Origin of the sequence: Crateriforma spongiae (assembly GCF_012290005.1) — a bacterium.
GTDB classification, from domain to species: Bacteria; Planctomycetota; Planctomycetia; order Pirellulales; family Pirellulaceae; genus Crateriforma; species Crateriforma spongiae.
Window position 1 is genome coordinate 435,299 of record NZ_JAAXMS010000002.1, and the last position, 17,563, is coordinate 452,861.

The following is a 17,563-nucleotide window of genomic DNA, read 5'->3' on the forward strand; positions in this document are numbered from 1 at the left end:
TCCCGGTTAGTGCTTGGCACCGCGATAAGTCATCGCTTGGCGTTTCAGGGTATGTACCCGACAGAGCGCCGCGATGTCATCGCGGTGTCCGACCACAATGACGACGTCACCATCGGACAACGAGCACTGCCCCGACGGATTCATTTCGACGTTTCCGTCGGATTTGCGTAGCGCGACGATCAAGAATCCACGGTTCCCACGGATTTCGATCTCCGACAACGTGTGGCCGATCATCGGTGACCCCGCCGTGATCTTCAGTTCTTCCATCTGCAAGCCCACCGCAGAGAGTTCCCCGTTGATATCGCCGGACGCTCCGTCGGTCTGCAACAGACTGGCAGCCGTCGGCCGCGTGATCAATTGAAACGCTCGCTTGGCGCCCACCGATGCCGCCATGATGACGTGATCGGCGCCACAGCGTCGAAGCTTCTTTTCAGCGCTCCGTGACTCGCCACGCGAAATGATCTCCACACTGCGATTCAGGTCGCGGGCCGTCACGCAAATGAACGCGTTGGCCGCATCATCGGGCAATAACGTTGCCAATGTCTTGGCACGATCAATGCCCGCTTCATTCAATGTGTCTTCATCGGATGCATTGCCCACCATTGCCAACATGCCCGCCTGATGAGCTTCATCCACGCGCGATTCATCTTGATCAATGACCAAGAACGGATGCTCGCTGCGTAACAGTTCCTCGGCAACGATGGATCCCATGCGACCGAATCCACAGACGATCGTGTGACCCTTCAACCCGGCGATCCCCTGGCTCATTTTTCGACTCCGCAAAATCTCTTGCAATTCGCCGTCGATCAGCAATTGAATGAACCCGCCGACGGTATACACAGCGGCGCCGTAACCGAACACGATCACGGCAATGGTCAGCAGCCGCAGTTCGGGCGTTTCGATGGGTTTCACTTCGCCATAGCCGACACCAAAAATGGTGATCACGACCATGTACAACGCGTCGCTGACGTCCCATCCGTAGCCAACGTAACCGGCAACGGCGCTGATACAGATCGCCAGAAAGACGATCATTCCGATCAGAATGCGACGAAAAGGCTTGGACGACATGGACGCCCAGACTAGCCGATCCCGACGCGGGAAACGCAGTCAACGGATCACCGGTCGACTACAATTCACCCCTTGAGCACCGTATCGTGACAACAAGGTGCTTTGTCCCACCCCAAGCATCAGGACCCGATCGACATGTCCCACCGCCCCGCCCCACTTTCCCGCCGCCAATTCCAAAAGTCCGCATCGACGACGTTCGTACTTTCCGCCGCCACGGCGGCTTCATCGGCTCGCGCAGCGGGTTCCAACGACCGAATCTCGCTCGGGTTCATTGGCGTCGCCAATCGCGGTGGCCAGTTGATGAAAGCCTTTGCCGAACATCAGGACTGTTCCCCCGACTACGTGTGCGACGTCGATTCAAAGACATTAGAAAAAGCCGCCAAGCAAACGGGTGGATCCCCCAAAACCACCGCCGATTTTCGCAAAGTCATCGATGACGATTCGATCGATGCGATTGTGATTGCAACGCCCGATCACTGGCACGCGATCCAGTGCATCAGCGGATGCGCCGCCGGCAAAGACGTGTATGTGGAAAAACCCCTGGCGGTCACCATTCACGAAGGCCGTGCCATGGTCGACGCGGCACGAAAGTACGACCGAATCGTTCAGGTGGGTACGCATCGTCGTAGCAGCGGGCTGTACCAAGAACTGTCACAACGAATTCAAAACGGCTTGCTGGGCAAAGTGTGCATGTCGCGGGCGTTCCGTTTGAGCAACATGGCGCCCGATGGCATTGGACGTCGTCCCGCGATGACGCCGCCGGAACACCTGGACTGGGACATGTGGTTGGGCCCGCGAGCCGAACGGCCCTATCAAGACAACATCGCGCCTTACAAATTCCGTTGGTGGCAAGACTACAGTTCACAAATGGGCAACTGGGGCGTGCATTACCTGGACGCCATTCGCTGGTGCATCGGTGAAGAGGCTCCATCGAGCGTTTGCGCGATGGGCGGCCAGTTTGCGATCGACGACGACCGTACGATTCCCGATACGATGGAGGTCACTTTCCAATTTCCATCGGGCCGATTGGCCGTGTTCGGCCAGTACGAAACCAGCGGCAATCCGATGATGCCGACCGGCGAGATCGAATTGCGGGGAACGTTGGGGACCGCTTACGTCAGCGAACGTGCTTACGAAATCATTCCCGAACGCCGTGGCCAATTCGCCACAGAACACCCGATGGCCAAACCTGAAAAAGGCACCGAAGATTCCAACAACCATCACCTGACATCCAATCACGCCCGGAATTTCCTGGACTGCATGCGCAGCCGACGGCAACCCAATGCCGACGTCGAAATCGGTCACCGCAGCACGACCTTCTGTCATTTGGCCAATATTTCTTTGAAACTCGGACGGCGGTTGCAGTGGGACGCCGATGCGGAACGCTTCGTCGGTGACGATGATGCCAACGCGATGCTGCACTACGAATATCGCAAACCGTGGAAGTTGCCGGTCTGACCCATTGCCGATGAACGAAGCTGAACCGAAAAAGGACTGGGTCTATCGCGACGCCCGAGGCGAAAGCGATCCGATGACCGAACCGGAACTTCGACGATGGCTGATGAAACTGCCTGATGACCAGATGGACTTGTACCAAGTCCGCCAGGGCACCAGCGTGTGGCATTCGGCCCGGCAAGTGATGGCTCTGTTTCGACGTTTGGCCGAAACCGGCGTCTATGTACGCCAAGGCGATGTCGTCCAAGGACCCTTCATCCTGCAGCGTGCCGCAAGGATGCTGCCCAAATGGAAAGTCGTTGACGGCGTCCTTTTTCGCGTCGGCCGACGTGGGTCTTGGATGACCGCGGATCAGTTCGAAACTTGGCTGTCCGAGCAACCCCAAGGCGGCGTCGAGGGCAATTCTGCCACCGGCCAACATCCGGACGGATCGGCCGGCGAAGACGTTGTCGCCGCCTTGCCCGTATCCGACAAGCGGACATCGCAAGACAGGAATCGTGCGATTCCAGTGATCGCAGTCAGCGATGACGACGCCGCCGACGACGACGTGATCCCGGCGGTGGCCTATGTACCCGCCCAACCGGCGGCTGTTTCCGATCAACCGGCACCCTACGTCGCAAACGTGGTTTCGGCTGCCGGGACGTCAGTCGATCCATTAGTTGCACCGGAGATAAACTTTCCGCCAAACCCCGCCGTGTCTTCCGCCGCACGCCCGGTTGTGCCAAGTCGCGCTCGATCGACATCGCACCGCAGCGGCAACGCGGGCCTGCTGGTCGCGGTCATTGCCGGTGGGCTGGTCATGCTGGCGATGATCGGCGGCGCTGGATGGTATGCCTATCAGTCGATGACCGAAAGCTTGGCAGACCGTGGCATCGATTCCAGCTTCGACGACAACGTGGACAATTCGGATGCCGCGATTTCCGGCCCGATGATTCGGTCCGATCGACCGGGCATGTTGGCATCCACACCACGTCCTAGGTTCCGTGGGCCGCCACAAATCACCCCGGGGACGCTTTATCGTCCGACGTTCTACACGTCCAACGACCAATCATCCGCCGGCACGGCGTTCATCGCGCGACTATCGGATACCGATCGCGATCCGATCGTCATTAGTGCATTGCATTTACTGGGAACCGCTGGTGGGTTCCCGCGTGATATCGCCGGGCGGGAGGTTCCAATTGTTTGGATGACTGTGGGTTTGGAAGATTGCGTCAACGGCGACTGGATCGAAAGCTTGGACGGACGCGTCTTGGACCTTCCACAGGCCAAGAATCTTCCGCAAACGTCACTGCATGGCGACGTCATCGCCTTTTTCCCCAGTCCGCTGGACGCAAACCATGACCGTTTGGATCCGCTGACCATCGCGCCGGCAGGGCCCGCAACAGGTGACGTGGTTTGGCTGGTATCCGAAGTGATCGGCAGCGATTCACTAGCGCACCGAGGCGTGGTGTTGGGCGAAGAAGACGGTTGGCTGATGTACCGTTTCGACCGACGGCTGAACCTGACGGCCACCAGTGGTGCTCCCGTTGTCGATCAACAGCACCGGGTGATCGCGGTCAACGCCGGGGGCGGCGAAGACGGCGGGCGGACGATTGGCGTGGGCACTCCCGTCTCACGATTCCGCCGTGCCTTGGCGACCGCCAAACGCGGCCGATAAGCCACCGACTTTGCCGGATCGCAAAAGATCATCGCGGCATCCGGCTTGCCTAGTAAAGCTGCCACTGGCCAGCGGCTTCGAATGCGGCCGGATAGTGTTCCAGCCGCTGGGGCCGTGCGCTGTCGCGCGGCCACCAAACGGCCACCACGTCAAATCGGCAAGGCGTCCCGACCAGACGTTTGCGTTTCAGATAACGCAGGGCGGCACGGGTGATCCGTGCCTGTTTTTGATCATCAACACGATCGGCCGGATGCCCCGGTTTTGTCGTTGCCAGCGTTTTGACTTCGACGAAAACGATCGTCCGTGCCCGACGATCGACGGCGATCAGGTCGATTTCGCCGCCACGATCCGATTCACTTTCGGCGACAATTTGCAGCCGTTTCTGACGCAAAAGACGGGCGGCGGCCTGTTCGCCGCGCCGGCCGATCGGGCCATCATCATCGATTCCACCAAACCGAATCGTTCGATAGCGTTCGACCAAGTCATCGCGAATTCGGCCCAAGACATCCGCGACGATGTTGCGATTGATCGACACAGGGTTGATTCGGATGGAAAAATCCGCGTGAATTGATTCGCTGAACAGCCATTTGCCGAGCAGCGATTCGTCGGAGATTCCGGCGATGCAAGCTTCGCAGCCCTCGTGGTCCGGCGTCAGAACCGGACCGATGAATGCGCTTTTATCGGCGGGATCGAATCTAGTTGCGGCGACGTTCTTTCAGACGCACGGCCTTACCGACGCGATCGCGCAAGAAGTACAGCTTGGCGCGACGGACGACACCGCTGCGTTTGACTTCGACCTTTTCGATTCGCGGGCTGTGGATCGGGAATTTTCGCTCCACACCTTCGCCGGCAACGATGCGACGAACGGTGAACATTTCCTTGCTGCCGGATCCGCTCAGTGCGATCACGACGCCGCTGAAGACCTGGATGCGTTCTTTGTTGCCTTCCAAAATTTTCAGGTGAACGTCCACGGTGTCGCCGATTTCAAACTGCGGCGGGTTCTCTTTCATCGCGGTCTTTTCGACCAGGTCCAGAATGGCTTTGGACATTGGTGGGTTCCTTGCTTAGCGGTATGTCTGGCTGAATGGTTGATGGGCAATGGGTGACGGGTGTTCGTCGGGTCCGGAAATGATCCGAAAATGGGACAACAGCTTTCGGTCAGGATTCGGCAGATTCGTCCAGCAGGTCACTGCGTCTTTGCTTCGTTTTGTGGTGGGACTGTTCGGCCCGCCAGGCGGCGATTTTTTGGTGATCACCGCTCAATAAAACATCGGGAACGACATGACCTTCGAATTCGCGTGGTCGTGTGTACTGGGGAAATTCCAGTAACCGATTTCCACGGCTGAATGAATCGTCAAAGCTGCTTTGTTCGTCTCCTAAGACTCCGGGCAATAAACGGACGACGGCGTCAATGATGATCATGGCTGCGACTTCGCCTCCGTTCAGCACGAAATCGCCGACACTAATTTCTTCGGGCTGCAAGATGTCGTGCACGCGTTGGTCGAAACCTTCGTAGCGTCCACACATCAGCAGTAAGCGTTTGCTGGTCGCCAGATCTTCGGCGACCCGTTGATCCAGCCGTCGCCCGGCGGGCGTCAGCAGGATTTTTCTGGCCGGTGTGTCGTCCATGGCTTCCACGGAACGGACACAATTCACCGTCGGTTCGACTTGGATCAGCATCCCGGGTCCGCCGCCGAAAGGCCGATCGTCGACTTTTCGGTGCGGCGTGTCTTCGGCCCAATCCCGCAGGTTATGTCGGTGGATATGGACCAAGTCACGTCGGATGGCTTTGTCCAGCAAGCTTTGCGTCAGATAGCCGTCAAAGATCGCCGGAAAAAGCGTGACGACATCGAACCTCACTCGCCGGCAGCTTCCGCGGCGGGTGCTTCACCGCCTTCGGCCGCCGGAGCTTCTTCGGCGGGTGCGGCGTCGTCAGCCGGTTTTTCTTCGGCCTTGGGTTCTTCCTTCTTGGCCGGCTGAGGTGCCGGCGGCGTGAAGGTGTATTCCTTTCGCTTGCCCAATCGCTCCAACGCGGCTTCACGAGCGGCCAGATGCGTGCCCTCGGTGCCGTACTTTTTGATCAGCACGCCGACTTTGTCGCTGGGGCGAGCCCCCACGGACAGCCAATAATCCACACGGTCAGCTTTCAGCGTCACGCGGGCATCGGTTTCCGGACACATCGGGTCGTAGTAACCCAATTCCTCGATCACACGACCATCACGCGGACTGCGTTGGTCCATCGCGCAGATACGGAAGAACGGACGGTGCGTCCGTCCCATTTTTTTCATTCGAATTCGTACAGCCACTGTCGGTTCGTCTCCTAACGGAAAATGGGTGATCAGAGGATCGGGTCAGACTGCCTGGGCGGCATTGAATCAGGTCAGGGTTGCCGGACGTATTGCCGGTAAACGGTCCTGCCCTGCCTTGCCCGGGTCGGTGCCGCAGCATTCACGGCATCTGAAAACATCCGCTCGGCCGGTCCATACCGGCGGCGCGGACCGCAGAGTGTGGGCGGGGGTCCCAAAATTTTCAAGGGGAAATTGCGTCGCCGGTCCCGCAAAAACCTAGCGTTTTCCCTTTTTCCGCTTCATCCGCCGCATCAGCTTGTCACGTTCCTTGCGTTGCTTGGCCTTTTCGGCCGCCGACAGCCGCTTGCCGGTCCCCTTGCTGACCTTGACCGCCCCCATTCCACGCGGATCGGTCATCGCCCCGCTGGCCTGCAGTTGCTGCATCATTTTCATCCGGTCGCCGGCACCTTTGCCCGCCATCATCTGCATGACCGGTTTCATCATTTCGAACTGCTTGACCAACTGTGACACGACGGGGGTTTGGACGCCGGCTCCCTTGGCGATGCGTGTCCGGCGGGCGGCGTCGATCAGTTTGGGATTCTTGCGTTCATCCTGGGTCATGCTGTTGATGGCGCCGATGGTTTGCTTGATACCGCCGGCCGCTTCTTCGCTTTCCATGACCTCCTTGAACTGATTCATCCCCGGCATCAGCGACATCATTTTGCCCATCAGTCCCGGTTTGGCCACCTTTTCCATCATGTTCTTGAAATCGTCCAACGTGAAATCGCCGGAAGCCATCTTGGCCTCCATTTCCTCACGTTCCTTTTCGTCGACGATTCGGTGCGCTTCCCGGGCGGCCGCCACGATGTCGCCCATCTGCAGAATGCGGCTGGCCATCCCGTCGGGCCGGAAGGGTTCGAGCGCATCAAAGTGCTCGCCGGTCCCCATGAATTTGATCGGCACTCCGGTGACGTGCTTGACCGATAGCAACGCACCGCCGCGGGCGTCCCCATCCAACTTGGTCATCACCACGCCGTCCAGTTCCAACGCTTCATTGAATGCGCCGGCACTTTGCACCGCGTCCTGACCGGTCATGCCATCGACGACCAGATAGACCTGATCCGGACCGACGCGTTTGTCGATCCGTTGCAATTCGGCCATCAATTCATCGTCGATGGCCAGGCGACCGGCCGTATCCAGGATCACCACACGGGCGTCTTCCGCGTTCGCTTTGTCGACCCCGGCCTTGCAGACCTGGACAGGATTCTTGTTTTCGCTGTCGCTGTAGACCGGCACGTTCAACTGGCGGCCGATAACGTGCAACTGCTCGATCGCGGCGGGCCGCTGAAGGTCGGCGGCGACCAGCAAGGGCTTGATGTTTTCTTCCAACAACAACTGAGCCAGCTTGCCACAAGTCGTCGTTTTTCCGCTTCCCTGCAACCCGCACAACATGATGATGGTCGGGCCATCTTTTTTCAGGTGCAGCGACGTGTCCACCGGCCCCAACAGCGACACCAATTCGTCGTGAACGATCCGCACCAATTCTTCGTGCGGCCGCAACGACAACAGCACACGTTTGCCCAGCGCCCGCTCGGACACGTGCGACATGAATTCTTCGATGACCGAATAGCTGACGTCGGCGTCCAACAGGGACTGTTTGACCAGTTCCAATCCCTCCCGCATGTTGCTTTCGGTCAGCTTGCCTTTGCCCGACAGCGACTTAAACGCACCTTGCAATCCGTCCGAAAGGGATTCAAACACGACTGGAAAGTCTCCAAAAAAGGGGCGGGAAAACGTGGGCGGATCCTGAATAGACCGGTGGGCGGAAACCGCGAAGTCGCAGTGAAGTGTAGAAGCGACCCGAATCGAGGGCCACCGCCGGAAACCACAGAATCCCAGGCCGGCCGCCGCCGGCGGGTCTTTCTTGGGGCGGCCAAGGCATCCGAATCAGCCGCACAAGGGTGACCAAAAGTCACGGAACCGAGTTGTCGCTTTTCAATTTGAACGTCTCTGACCAGACTATCTCGATCCTTCGGTGCCAAATCGAAGCCCAGGCCCGACCGGACCATCCCCGGCAACATCACCCTGCCCTGCACGCCAGCTGATGAAACGATCCAATCCCCAAACGCTGCTTGCCATCACCACGACCGCGGCGATCACGGCACTGATTTGCCTGAGCCTGGCCCCCCGCAGCGGTCGACAAGCCGGCGCCCAGTCGCCACCCACCGAATCCAAATCGGCCGAGACGGATTCTGCGAGCGACCCAAAGACGGAATCGAAAACCGCCGTCCAACCAGGGCCCAAGGCCGACGACGTCCTGAAAGACCTAGTCGAAGGCAATCAACGATTCGTCGCTGGGGAAAGCCGCCATCCTCACGAGTCGAAAAACTGGCGTGCCAGCCTGGAGGCGTCGCAGTCCCCCAAAGCCGTGATCTTGGGCTGTGCCGATTCACGCGTGCCGCCGGAGATCATCTTGGACCAAGGCTTGGGCGATTTGTTCGTCGTCCGCGTCGCGGGGAACGTCGTCGACACCGATGTGACTGCGTCGATCGAATACGCCGTCGATCACTGTGGCACCAACTTGGTCGTGGTCATGGGCCACACCGGTTGCGGCGCCGTGACCGCGGCACACCAGCATTTGATTCGTGAGGTCAACGAAACCGATGAAATCGAAACCTTGCTGTATCGCATCGAACCGGCACTGGAAAAGGTCGACCGAAGCAAAGCGTTGCGCGAGCAAATCAATGAAGGCGTGCGTCACAACGTCGAATTGTCGGTCCGGCGGCTGAAGGAAGTGCCCGACCTGATGAAAAGCCTTCGACACCGCGACTTGATGATCGTCGGCGCCGTCTATGACCTGCATTCCGGCAAGGTCGAGTTCTTGAAATAGACACCGGCGTGAACGCCGGCGGATTCAACCGGCAAGGTGTTTCAGTACGGCATCATGAATCATGCCGTTGGTCCCCAGCCCGTTGCCGCCCTGTGCGGTCACCTGCCCGGACCAATCGGTGAAACGTCCGCCGGCTTCGACGACCACGGGTAAAACGGCCGCAACGTCCCAGGCGTTGCAAATCGGATCAACCATCAAATCCGCCCGCCCGGTGGCGATCAACAGGTACCCGTAACCATCGCCCCATGTTCGCGTGATCCAAGCCTGTTTTTCCAAGCTTTGATAGGCCGCCGCGGCGCCCTGTTCGGCGAACGAATCGACCTGGCTGGTCACGAACACCGACCGCCCGAGATCGTCTTTTTTCGAAACGCGTGCCGAAGCCCACCGCAGATCGGTCCCGACCGTCGTTGCATCAGCACCACGCGGCAGTTCGCTAGCATGCCAACAACCGTGCCCGATCGCGGCCGCGGCAATTTCCCCCAAAGCGGGAATGAAAATGACACCGCCCAACGGCTGGCCGTCCATCTCCAACGCCAGCAGGGTCGAATACAGGGGCACGCCGCAAACAAACGATTTGGTCCCGTCGATCGGATCAACCGTCCATCGATACGCCGAGGTGCCCTCCTGGGTCGGAAACTCTTCACCTTGGATGGTGTCATCGGCAAAGCGTTCACCGACCAGCCGACGCGTCAGTTGTTCTGCTTCGCGGTCGGCCACCGTCACAGGCGAATCGTCGGACTTGGCAATCACATCCAAGTCGTCCGCCTGGTAATAACGCAGCGTGTGTCGGCCGGCGGCGATAGCGATGTCGATCATCGCGGTCAAGCGGCCTTCGTGTAGCTCGGTCCAGTGACGGGGATCGTTCATGACCAATGATCCAAAGGATTCGGCGATCGCGGAAAGAAAACAGCAGCGACGCCGACCGAATGAATCCATCGGGACATCGCGACGGTGTTTATGCGACCGTCGCAGTCATCTGTAAACCCGTTGGCAACGCCGCCCGGATCGACGCCTAGGATTCCGCGTTGGCCGTACCGGCATCCTGACCGGGAGACTGGACGTCGACGGTGAACGACTGCCAGATCAGCATCGCCGCACCGACCACCAACAGCGAATCGGCGATATTAAAATTCGGCCAAGGGTCGAAGAACGGCACGCCCTGGATCCGGAACAGAATCCAATCGCGGACCCCGCTTTGCCATTCGATCGGCATCGACGCGTCCCACCAAAGTCCCAATCGATCGTACAGATTGCCGATGATACCGCCGCTGACCATGCCCAGCGAAATGGTCATCCACCAGGACCGGGCCGCGCCAAAATAGAACAACCAAGCCAAAATTCCGATCGCGGCGACGACCGACAAAGCGGCGAACGCGGTGCCCTTGCCCGCGCCGATGCCGAACACGGCGCCCAAATTCACGGCCGTTTCGACGCCAAAGACCCCGTCGATCAGCCAATACGGTGATCGCTGGCCGGGCAGCCCACGCCATGCGAACATCACCGACTTGGTCCACAAATCGACGCCACCGCCGACCACGGCCAGGCTGACATACGCGATCACGCGGCTGATCGGCACGCTGACACGCTGCCACTGGCCCACGGGCGCCGGTTCTTCGACGGTGTGTCGCTGGGATGACATATCCGTTGTTTTGATGCAGTTTTCCATGGAAATCACGGTACGACAATCGACCGCCGGATGCCCAGAGGAATCCGCCGGCTTTACGACCGTGCGACGCGACATTTTCATAAGTTTGCAGGCACTGAATCTAGCGACAAACTCGTTCGACCGATCTACTCTAAGCGTGAATCCGGTGCGGTTGCGGCAGATATCGCGCCGCCGGTTTCATAGGCCTGCCACGGGCTCGGCCGACTTGAATTTCGCGTTTACGGGAAACGAAGTCGTTTGACCGTCTAGTTTTTCGCACGTCCACACCCTTTCGCAATCGATCGCTGACATGTTGCTTTCCGCCGAAAAGCACAACGCCGCCCAAACCGACCTGGCCTTTCAACGATGCATCAACCCGCTTTGCGGGGCGACTTACGATGCGATGGCGATCCATACAGCATGCCAGCAATGCGGTGAACTTCTGGACATTGCCTACGACTGGGACCGCGCCGCTCTGCCCAGCTCTCTGGCGTTTTTCGAACAGATGTGGGCACGACGAAACGACCCGGTCCGTTTCAGCGGGGTGTGGCGGTTCCACGAATTGTTGCCGTTTGCACCGCAAGACAAGCTGGTCACCGTCGGCGAAGGCCAGACGTTGCTTCAGCAAACCGACGCGGTGGGCCGCTACGTCGGCCTAAATGCCGGTCAACTGCACCTACAGTACGAAGGGATGAACCCGTCGGGCAGCTTCAAAGACAACGGCATGTGCGCCGCGACGACCCACGCCGGCTTGGTCGGTGCCCAGCGTGCCGCCTGCGCCAGCACGGGCAACACGTCGGCATCGCTGGCACTGTACTGCAGTGCGACCCAGCGGATGAAGGCCGTCATCTTTATCGGCAGCGGCAAGATCGCTTATGGAAAGCTGAGCCAAGCGTTGGACTACGGCGCATTGACCATTCAGATCCATGGCGACTTCGACGACGCGATGGTCCGCGTCAAAGAGGTCAGCAAAGAAATGGGGATCTACCTGGTCAACAGCGTCAATCCGTTCCGCCTGGAAGGCCAAAAGACGGTGATGTATCGCGTGCTTGAAGCGCTCCGCTGGGAAGTCCCGGATTGGATCGTTGTTCCGGGCGGAAACCTGGGCAACAGCAGCGCGTTCGGCAAAGCCTTCATGGAATTGAAAGAACACGGCTTGATCGATCGCGTCCCACGGCTGGCGGTGATCAACGCTGCCGGCGCGGCAACGCTGTACGAGCTGTTTGAAAACCGCGGCGTCCGCTGGAACGAAGGTCGAATCAACTCCGATCCGATCGAACAATACAACCAGAAGATGGACCAGGACGGCATTCGCGCCGACACCATCGCCAGCGCGATCGAAATCAATCGGCCGGTGAACCTGAAGAAATGCCTGCGAGCCCTGGACGTGATGGATGGCGTCGTCCGAAAGGTCAGCGACCAGGAGATCCTGGATGCCAAGGCTCAGGTGGGCGCCGGCGGATTCGGATGCGAACCCGCGTCGGCCGCCAGCGTTGCCGGCGCCAAACGTCTTCGCGAAGAAGGCGTGATCGCCCCCAGCGATCGGGTCGTCTGTGTGTTGACCGGCCACGAACTGAAAGACCCCAACGCGACGGTTGCCTATCACGCCGGCGATCAAGAAATGTTCGACAAAGTCTTGGGCAGTCGCGGTGTGACCGAAGCGAAATTTGGTAACGGTTCGGTCGCCGTGGAAAACGATCTGGACAAGATCATCGAAGCGATTCGCAAGCACGGCTGACGCGGAACGGCCGTGAGTCCGCGGTCGGCGAATCGCCGGCCCGTGTTGTTGACCGCTAGCCCGTATTGACCGCCAGCCCTCTTAGCGGACGTCCACCCAATCCATGCCGGCTGCATCGGCGGCGGCAAACCCCAACGGCGAATCTTCGAACACCAGACATCGCGTCGGGTCGACCTTCAACAGCTCGGCAGCCTTCAAAAAGACGTCAGGTTCCGGCTTGTGACGCTGGGTGTCTTCGGCCGTCACGATGACGTCGAAGATTCCTTCCAGCCCGATCTGTTTCAATTGTCTGTCGATGACCGGGCGTGTCCCGCCACTGGCCACACTCATCGGCATTCGGCCGTGATGGTGGCGGGCAATAGCCACGATATCTTCCTTCATTCCCAGTTGGTCGATCATGCCGACAAACGCCGCTTCCTTGGTCACGGCAACGTGGCTGGCGTCGACGCTGACGTCCTGTTCGGCGGACAACGTCGCGACGATCTTTTCGCTGGGCATCCCGCCCATCCCGTAAAAGCGATCTTCGGCAAACTCGATCCCGTGCCGCGCCATCGTGTCCCGCCAGGCCACGTAGTGCAGCGGCATCGAATCGGTCAACGTCCCGTCGCAGTCAAAAATCAGCGCGTCGTACTGGTTGGTATAGTCTTTCACGTTCTCGTGTCTTCTTGCGTAAGTTTTCTGTTTTCGATTTAAGCTTCACGCCGAATCTGAAACTGACAAGTCGTCCGAACCAGAAATTCAAAGTCACGCACCGTCATGGCGTCGTGACCGGCGGCGTCCGCCCCCTTGCCCGTTGTACCGCCCGAATCATTGGCTAGACATGTTGCCCGGCATTCGCCTGTTTGACCTATCCGATCGTGTTGCCGTTATCACCGGAGGCAGCAAGGGCCTTGGGCTGGCAATGGCCGACGCTTTGGCATCGGCCGGCTGCGGCGTGGTTCTGATCAGCCGAAATTTGGACGAGGCGTCCGCCGCCAGTCAACAAATTGCCACCGACCACGATGTTCCGACACTGGCCATCGAAGCGGACGTGACCGACGCCGGCGACGTGGACGACAGCGTCGCGGCGGCATTGGACGCGATGGACCGGATCGACATCCTGATCAACAACGCCGGTGTGAACGTCCGCGGTTCGATTGACCGTTTGACGATCGACGATTTTCGCCGTGTCCAGCAAACCAACGTTGACGGCATGTGGATGATGTCCAAGGCGGTGGTCCCGCACATGAAAATGCGACGCAGCGGCCGCATCGTCAATTTGGCCAGCACCCTGGGGATCGTCGGCCTGGCCGATCGGACGCCTTACGCCACCAGCAAAGGTGCCGTCACGCAGTTGACCCGCAGCCTGGCAATGGAATTGGCACCGTATAACATCCTAGTGAACGCAATTTGCCCGGGCCCATTCTTGACCCCCATGAACGAACCGATCGCCGACACCGACGAAGCCAAAGAGTCAATCGTCGGTGCGACCGCCTTGAAACGGTGGGGGCGGATGGAAGAAATCCAGGGTGCCGCGATCTATTTGGCCAGCGACGCCGCCAGCTACACGACCGGCAGCCTGATGGTGGTCGACGGCGGCTGGACGGCCCACTGATTCGGCGTTTCCCGTTTGAACGACACCCGCGAGTACGACAACCGACCTGAATTCCACGGAACCATGAAGCACGCTTTGGTGACCGGCGCTAGCGGTTTTATCGGACACCATCTGGTGGAACACCTGATTGAACAAGGGCTGGACGTTCGATGCTTGGTTCGCCCAAGTTCCGACACGAGCCACCTTGCCCCGCAAGCGGAAAACGTGATCGGATGCTTGGACGATCCGGCGTCGCTGAAAGAAGCGATGCGGAACATCGATGTGGTCTTTCATTTGGCCGGTCGCACCAAAGCGTTCCGCAGCGACGAACTGTTCAAGGTCAACGAAGCGGGATCGGCCAACCTGGCACGCGTCTGTGCTGATCAGTCGTCGCCGCCAATCATGGTCGCGGTGTCCAGTCTGGCCGCCGCCGGCCCCAACGTCCCTTGCGACTCCGGTGCAAACGCCTGCATGCGTCCGCGACGTGAATCGGATCCCGTTGCCCCGGTATCGGATTACGGCCGCAGCAAACTGGCCGGCGAAAGGGCGATCCGGAACTTCGCAGACCAAATGCCGGTCAGCATCGTGCGTCCGCCGATCGTCTTGGGCCCGCTGGATAAAGACGGCTTGGAATTGTTCAAAACCATGCGGTTGTTGCGGATCCACGTGATGCCGGGCAGCGGGGACCATTTGTTTTCAGCGATCGCGGCCCCCGATTTGGCCGATGCCCTGATCGCCGTCGCCCGAAATGGACGCCGCTGTCGTGACGACGACGACGCGACCGGCTGCTATTTTGCCGCCGATCCGGATCCGTTCACTTACCGCGAACTCGGACGGATGGTCGGCCGAACCATCGCGCGGCCCCGCGCCTGGCCCATCAATGTGCCAATGCCGCTGGTCCACGGCATGGCATTCTTGAACGAAGGCCTCGGACGATTGCGGGGTCATCCGCATATCTTGAACTTGGACAAGATTCGCGAAGCCCGCGCCGGCGGCTGGGCGTGCGACAGTCAGAAGATCAGCCAGGAATGTGACTTTCACGTCGCCGAGCCTTTGCAGCAGCGGATCCACGAAACCGCACAGTGGTACCGCGACGCGGGATGGCTTTAGATCGCCCTAGCGCCGGCGTCCAACCAGCAAACGCTGATGACCGGCCAAGTCTTTGACCAAACGAGCGTCGGTGAAACCATCGGACGATTGCAGCATTTCTAGACAGCGCGTCGCGATCATCGGACTCAGTTCGATCAGCAACGCACCACCGCTGACCAGTCGTACGGATGCCTGGTCGATCAATCGCTGGATCGTCTCGGTGCCCGTCGGGCCTGACACCAATGCTTCGACCGGTTCATACAGCCGTACCGATTCCGACAATTCTTCGTACTCGTCTTCACTGACGTACGGCGGATTGCTGCAGATCAATTCAAACGCGGCCTGATCATCCAAGGCATCCAGCAGGTCACCTTGAACAAATTCAATCCGGTCATCCACCTCGTGGTGTGTGGCATTCCAGCGTGCGATTTCCAAGGCCGGTTCGCTGATGTCGATGGCGGTCAGCTTTGCCTTGTCCGCGTGCTTGGCCAACGCAACGGCGATCGCGCCGCTTCCGGTGCCGACGTCGGCGATCCGAATGGGGTCGGTGCCGGCAAAGTCCGACTTGCAAAGATCCAACGCTTCGACGACCAAGTGTTCGGTCTCCGGTCGCGGGATCAACACGTGTTCGTCGACACGAAATTTCAGCGAATAGAACTCTTTGAACCCGACCAACTGGGCCACCGGAACACCTTCGCCGCGGCGACGGACCAATTCACGAAAGGCCACCCGTTGTGGCTCGGCGGGTTCTTCGTTGAATGCGGTGTATAGTTCCATCCGCGAACATTCGCGGGCGTGTGCCAACAACACCTCCGCGTCCAAACGCGGCGAATCACTGCCATGCTTGCGAAAGAAATCGGTCGTCCATTCCAACAGACGCAATACCGTCCATGGTTCTTGGGACATGAGCAATCAGTGGATGGAAAAGGTCGTGGAAACGATATCGGAACGCATCATGTGTCGGACGGCCGAGTGTTCCGCATGAGCGCTGAAAAGAATGTGGCCGATCCGATCAATCGATCATGTCGCCACGCAATTGATCGCGGTCGTATTCGATCAGTGCGTCGGTGACCGGTTGAACGTCACCGGCGACCACCTGATCCAGTTTGTACAACGTCAGGTTGATGCGATGATCGGTCAGGCGATTTTGAGGGTAATTGTAGGTCCGAATCCGCTGGCTGCGATCACCCGACCCGATCAAGCCTTTGCGTTGCTCGGCCTGCTTGGCCGCTTCCTCTTCGCGTTTCTTTTCGTAGATCCGCGCTTTCAAAACCCGCAACGCCTTGGCCAAGTTCTTGTGCTGGCTTTTCTCGTCCTGGCACTGCACAACGATTCCCGTTTCGTGGTGGGTCAAACGGATCGCGGATTCCGTTTTATTGACGTGCTGGCCGCCGGGACCGCTGGCCCCAAACTTGTCCACGCGATAATCGTCTGGCTTCAACGCGACTTCCACGTCTTCCGGTTCGGGCATCACCGCGACGGTGGCGGCGGAGGTGTGGACTCGGCCCTGGGTTTCGGTTTCCGGAACACGCTGGACGCGGTGCCCGCCCGATTCGTATTGCAAATCGCGGAATACATTTTCGCCCTCCAACGTCAGCGTGATTTCCTTGAAACCACCGCGTTCGGTTGGACTGGCGTCCATGATCTCCGTCTTCCATCCCTTTTGTTCGGCGTAGCGGCGATACATGTCGAACAGATCGCGGGCGAACAATGCCGCTTCGTCGCCACCGGTGCCGGCACGAATTTCCATGACACAACGCGTCCGGTGGGAATCTTCGCCGCCGACGGTCAGTGACAGCAGTTCTTCCCACAATTCTTCGCGTTGCTTGCGAAGCGATGACATCTCCGCTTCCGCCATGTCGCGTTCTTCCGAATCCTCGGCGGCCTCGGCCATTTCCTGGCAGCCGTGAATTTCGTCGGTCAGCCGTTTGAAATCACGGTACTTGCCGGCCAACTTTGCCAACCCGCCGTGTTCACGGGCGGTTGCCGACATCCGCGCGCCGTCAGCCAAGACTTCCGGGTCGGACAGGTCGCTCTCGAGCTTCTCGAATCGAGAAAGCTTTTCTTCCAGAGTGTCGCGGATGGTGCTCATGTGGGCCGACGGCGAAGCTTAATGGTGGGGGCAAAATCGGGTGCACGAAAAAAGCCGCAGGTTCCCGT

17 protein-coding genes are annotated in these 17,563 nt (G+C 59.3%); 6 read left to right on the forward strand and 11 right to left on the reverse strand.

The genetic code is table 11. The annotated features are described in order from the left end of the window. Positions 1-6: 6 nt before the first annotated feature. Entirely contained in the window at positions 7-1,068 is a 1,062-nt protein-coding gene (locus HFP54_RS05755) for a potassium channel family protein (RefSeq protein WP_145303224.1), read from the reverse strand. 135 nt (positions 1,069-1,203) lie between these two features. On the opposite strand from HFP54_RS05755, the gene HFP54_RS05760 reads away from it, so the two are divergent. Next, entirely contained in the window at positions 1,204-2,526 is a 1,323-nt protein-coding gene (locus HFP54_RS05760; RefSeq protein ID WP_168564406.1) for a Gfo/Idh/MocA family protein, read from the forward strand. A 10-nt stretch (positions 2,527-2,536) separates the two neighbouring features. Further along, positions 2,537-4,180, forward strand: a complete 1,644-nt coding sequence (locus HFP54_RS05765; RefSeq protein WP_168564407.1) for a S1 family serine peptidase — start codon at positions 2,537-2,539, stop codon at positions 4,178-4,180. 49 nt (positions 4,181-4,229) lie between these two features. Here HFP54_RS05765 and HFP54_RS05770 read toward each other — a convergent pair whose 3' ends face one another. From HFP54_RS05770 to ffh, 5 genes are all read right to left on the reverse strand, one after another. Beyond that, entirely contained in the window at positions 4,230-4,709 is a 480-nt protein-coding gene (locus HFP54_RS05770; RefSeq protein ID WP_390656864.1) for a YraN family protein, read from the reverse strand. A 166-nt stretch (positions 4,710-4,875) separates the two neighbouring features. After that, complete coding sequence (rplS, locus tag HFP54_RS05775) at positions 4,876-5,229, reverse strand: 50S ribosomal protein L19 (RefSeq protein ID WP_145303236.1); 354 nt, start codon at positions 5,227-5,229, stop codon at positions 4,876-4,878. A gap of 109 nt (positions 5,230-5,338) precedes the next feature. After that, positions 5,339-6,040, reverse strand: a complete 702-nt coding sequence (trmD, locus tag HFP54_RS05780; protein WP_146410586.1) for a tRNA (guanosine(37)-N1)-methyltransferase TrmD — start codon at positions 6,038-6,040, stop codon at positions 5,339-5,341. Further along, complete coding sequence (gene rpsP, locus HFP54_RS25925) at positions 6,037-6,468, reverse strand: 30S ribosomal protein S16 (protein WP_146410585.1); 432 nt, start codon at positions 6,466-6,468, stop codon at positions 6,037-6,039. Before rpsP ends, trmD begins: the two co-directional genes overlap by 4 nt. Before the next feature lie 276 nt (positions 6,469-6,744). Then, positions 6,745-8,229, reverse strand: a complete 1,485-nt coding sequence (gene ffh / locus HFP54_RS05790) for a signal recognition particle protein (protein ID WP_146410584.1) — start codon at positions 8,227-8,229, stop codon at positions 6,745-6,747. Between the two features lie 343 nt (positions 8,230-8,572). Between ffh and HFP54_RS05795 the strand changes: the two genes are divergently transcribed. Then, complete coding sequence (locus HFP54_RS05795; RefSeq protein ID WP_168564408.1) at positions 8,573-9,358, forward strand: carbonic anhydrase; 786 nt, start codon at positions 8,573-8,575, stop codon at positions 9,356-9,358. Between the two features lie 24 nt (positions 9,359-9,382). Here the strand turns inward: HFP54_RS05795 and HFP54_RS05800 are convergent, their stop codons facing one another. Next, the gene (locus HFP54_RS05800; RefSeq protein WP_168564409.1) at positions 9,383-10,225 is read right to left on the reverse strand and encodes an inositol monophosphatase family protein; all 843 of its coding nucleotides are present in this window, start codon (positions 10,223-10,225) and stop codon (positions 9,383-9,385) included. Positions 10,226-10,370: 145 nt separating this feature from the next. Then, positions 10,371-11,099, reverse strand: coding sequence for a signal peptidase II (locus tag HFP54_RS05810; RefSeq protein WP_235951290.1), 729 nt, complete (start codon positions 11,097-11,099; stop codon positions 10,371-10,373). 214 nt (positions 11,100-11,313) lie between these two features. Between HFP54_RS05810 and thrC the strand changes: the two genes are divergently transcribed. Beyond that, on the forward strand, positions 11,314-12,741 hold the full coding sequence (gene thrC / locus HFP54_RS05815) for a threonine synthase (RefSeq protein ID WP_146410581.1): 1,428 nt from the start codon (positions 11,314-11,316) through the stop codon (positions 12,739-12,741). An 81-nt stretch (positions 12,742-12,822) separates the two neighbouring features. On the opposite strand, the gene HFP54_RS05820 is transcribed toward thrC, so the two are convergent. After that, the gene (locus HFP54_RS05820) at positions 12,823-13,392 is read right to left on the reverse strand and encodes an HAD family hydrolase (RefSeq protein WP_231604524.1); all 570 of its coding nucleotides are present in this window, start codon (positions 13,390-13,392) and stop codon (positions 12,823-12,825) included. A 169-nt stretch (positions 13,393-13,561) separates the two neighbouring features. On the opposite strand from HFP54_RS05820, the gene HFP54_RS05825 reads away from it, so the two are divergent. Beyond that, entirely contained in the window at positions 13,562-14,335 is a 774-nt protein-coding gene (locus HFP54_RS05825; protein ID WP_146410580.1) for an SDR family NAD(P)-dependent oxidoreductase, read from the forward strand. A gap of 63 nt (positions 14,336-14,398) precedes the next feature. Beyond that, positions 14,399-15,424: an NAD-dependent epimerase/dehydratase family protein gene (locus HFP54_RS05830; RefSeq protein WP_168564411.1), complete on the forward strand. Its 1,026-nt coding sequence runs from the start codon at positions 14,399-14,401 to the stop codon at positions 15,422-15,424. 6 nt (positions 15,425-15,430) lie between these two features. Here the strand turns inward: HFP54_RS05830 and prmC are convergent, their stop codons facing one another. After that, positions 15,431-16,309, reverse strand: a complete 879-nt coding sequence (gene prmC / locus HFP54_RS05835; RefSeq protein WP_168564412.1) for a peptide chain release factor N(5)-glutamine methyltransferase — start codon at positions 16,307-16,309, stop codon at positions 15,431-15,433. 106 nt (positions 16,310-16,415) lie between these two features. Next, complete coding sequence (gene prfA / locus HFP54_RS05840; protein ID WP_146410577.1) at positions 16,416-17,495, reverse strand: peptide chain release factor 1; 1,080 nt, start codon at positions 17,493-17,495, stop codon at positions 16,416-16,418. Between the last annotated feature and the right edge of the window lie 68 nt (positions 17,496-17,563).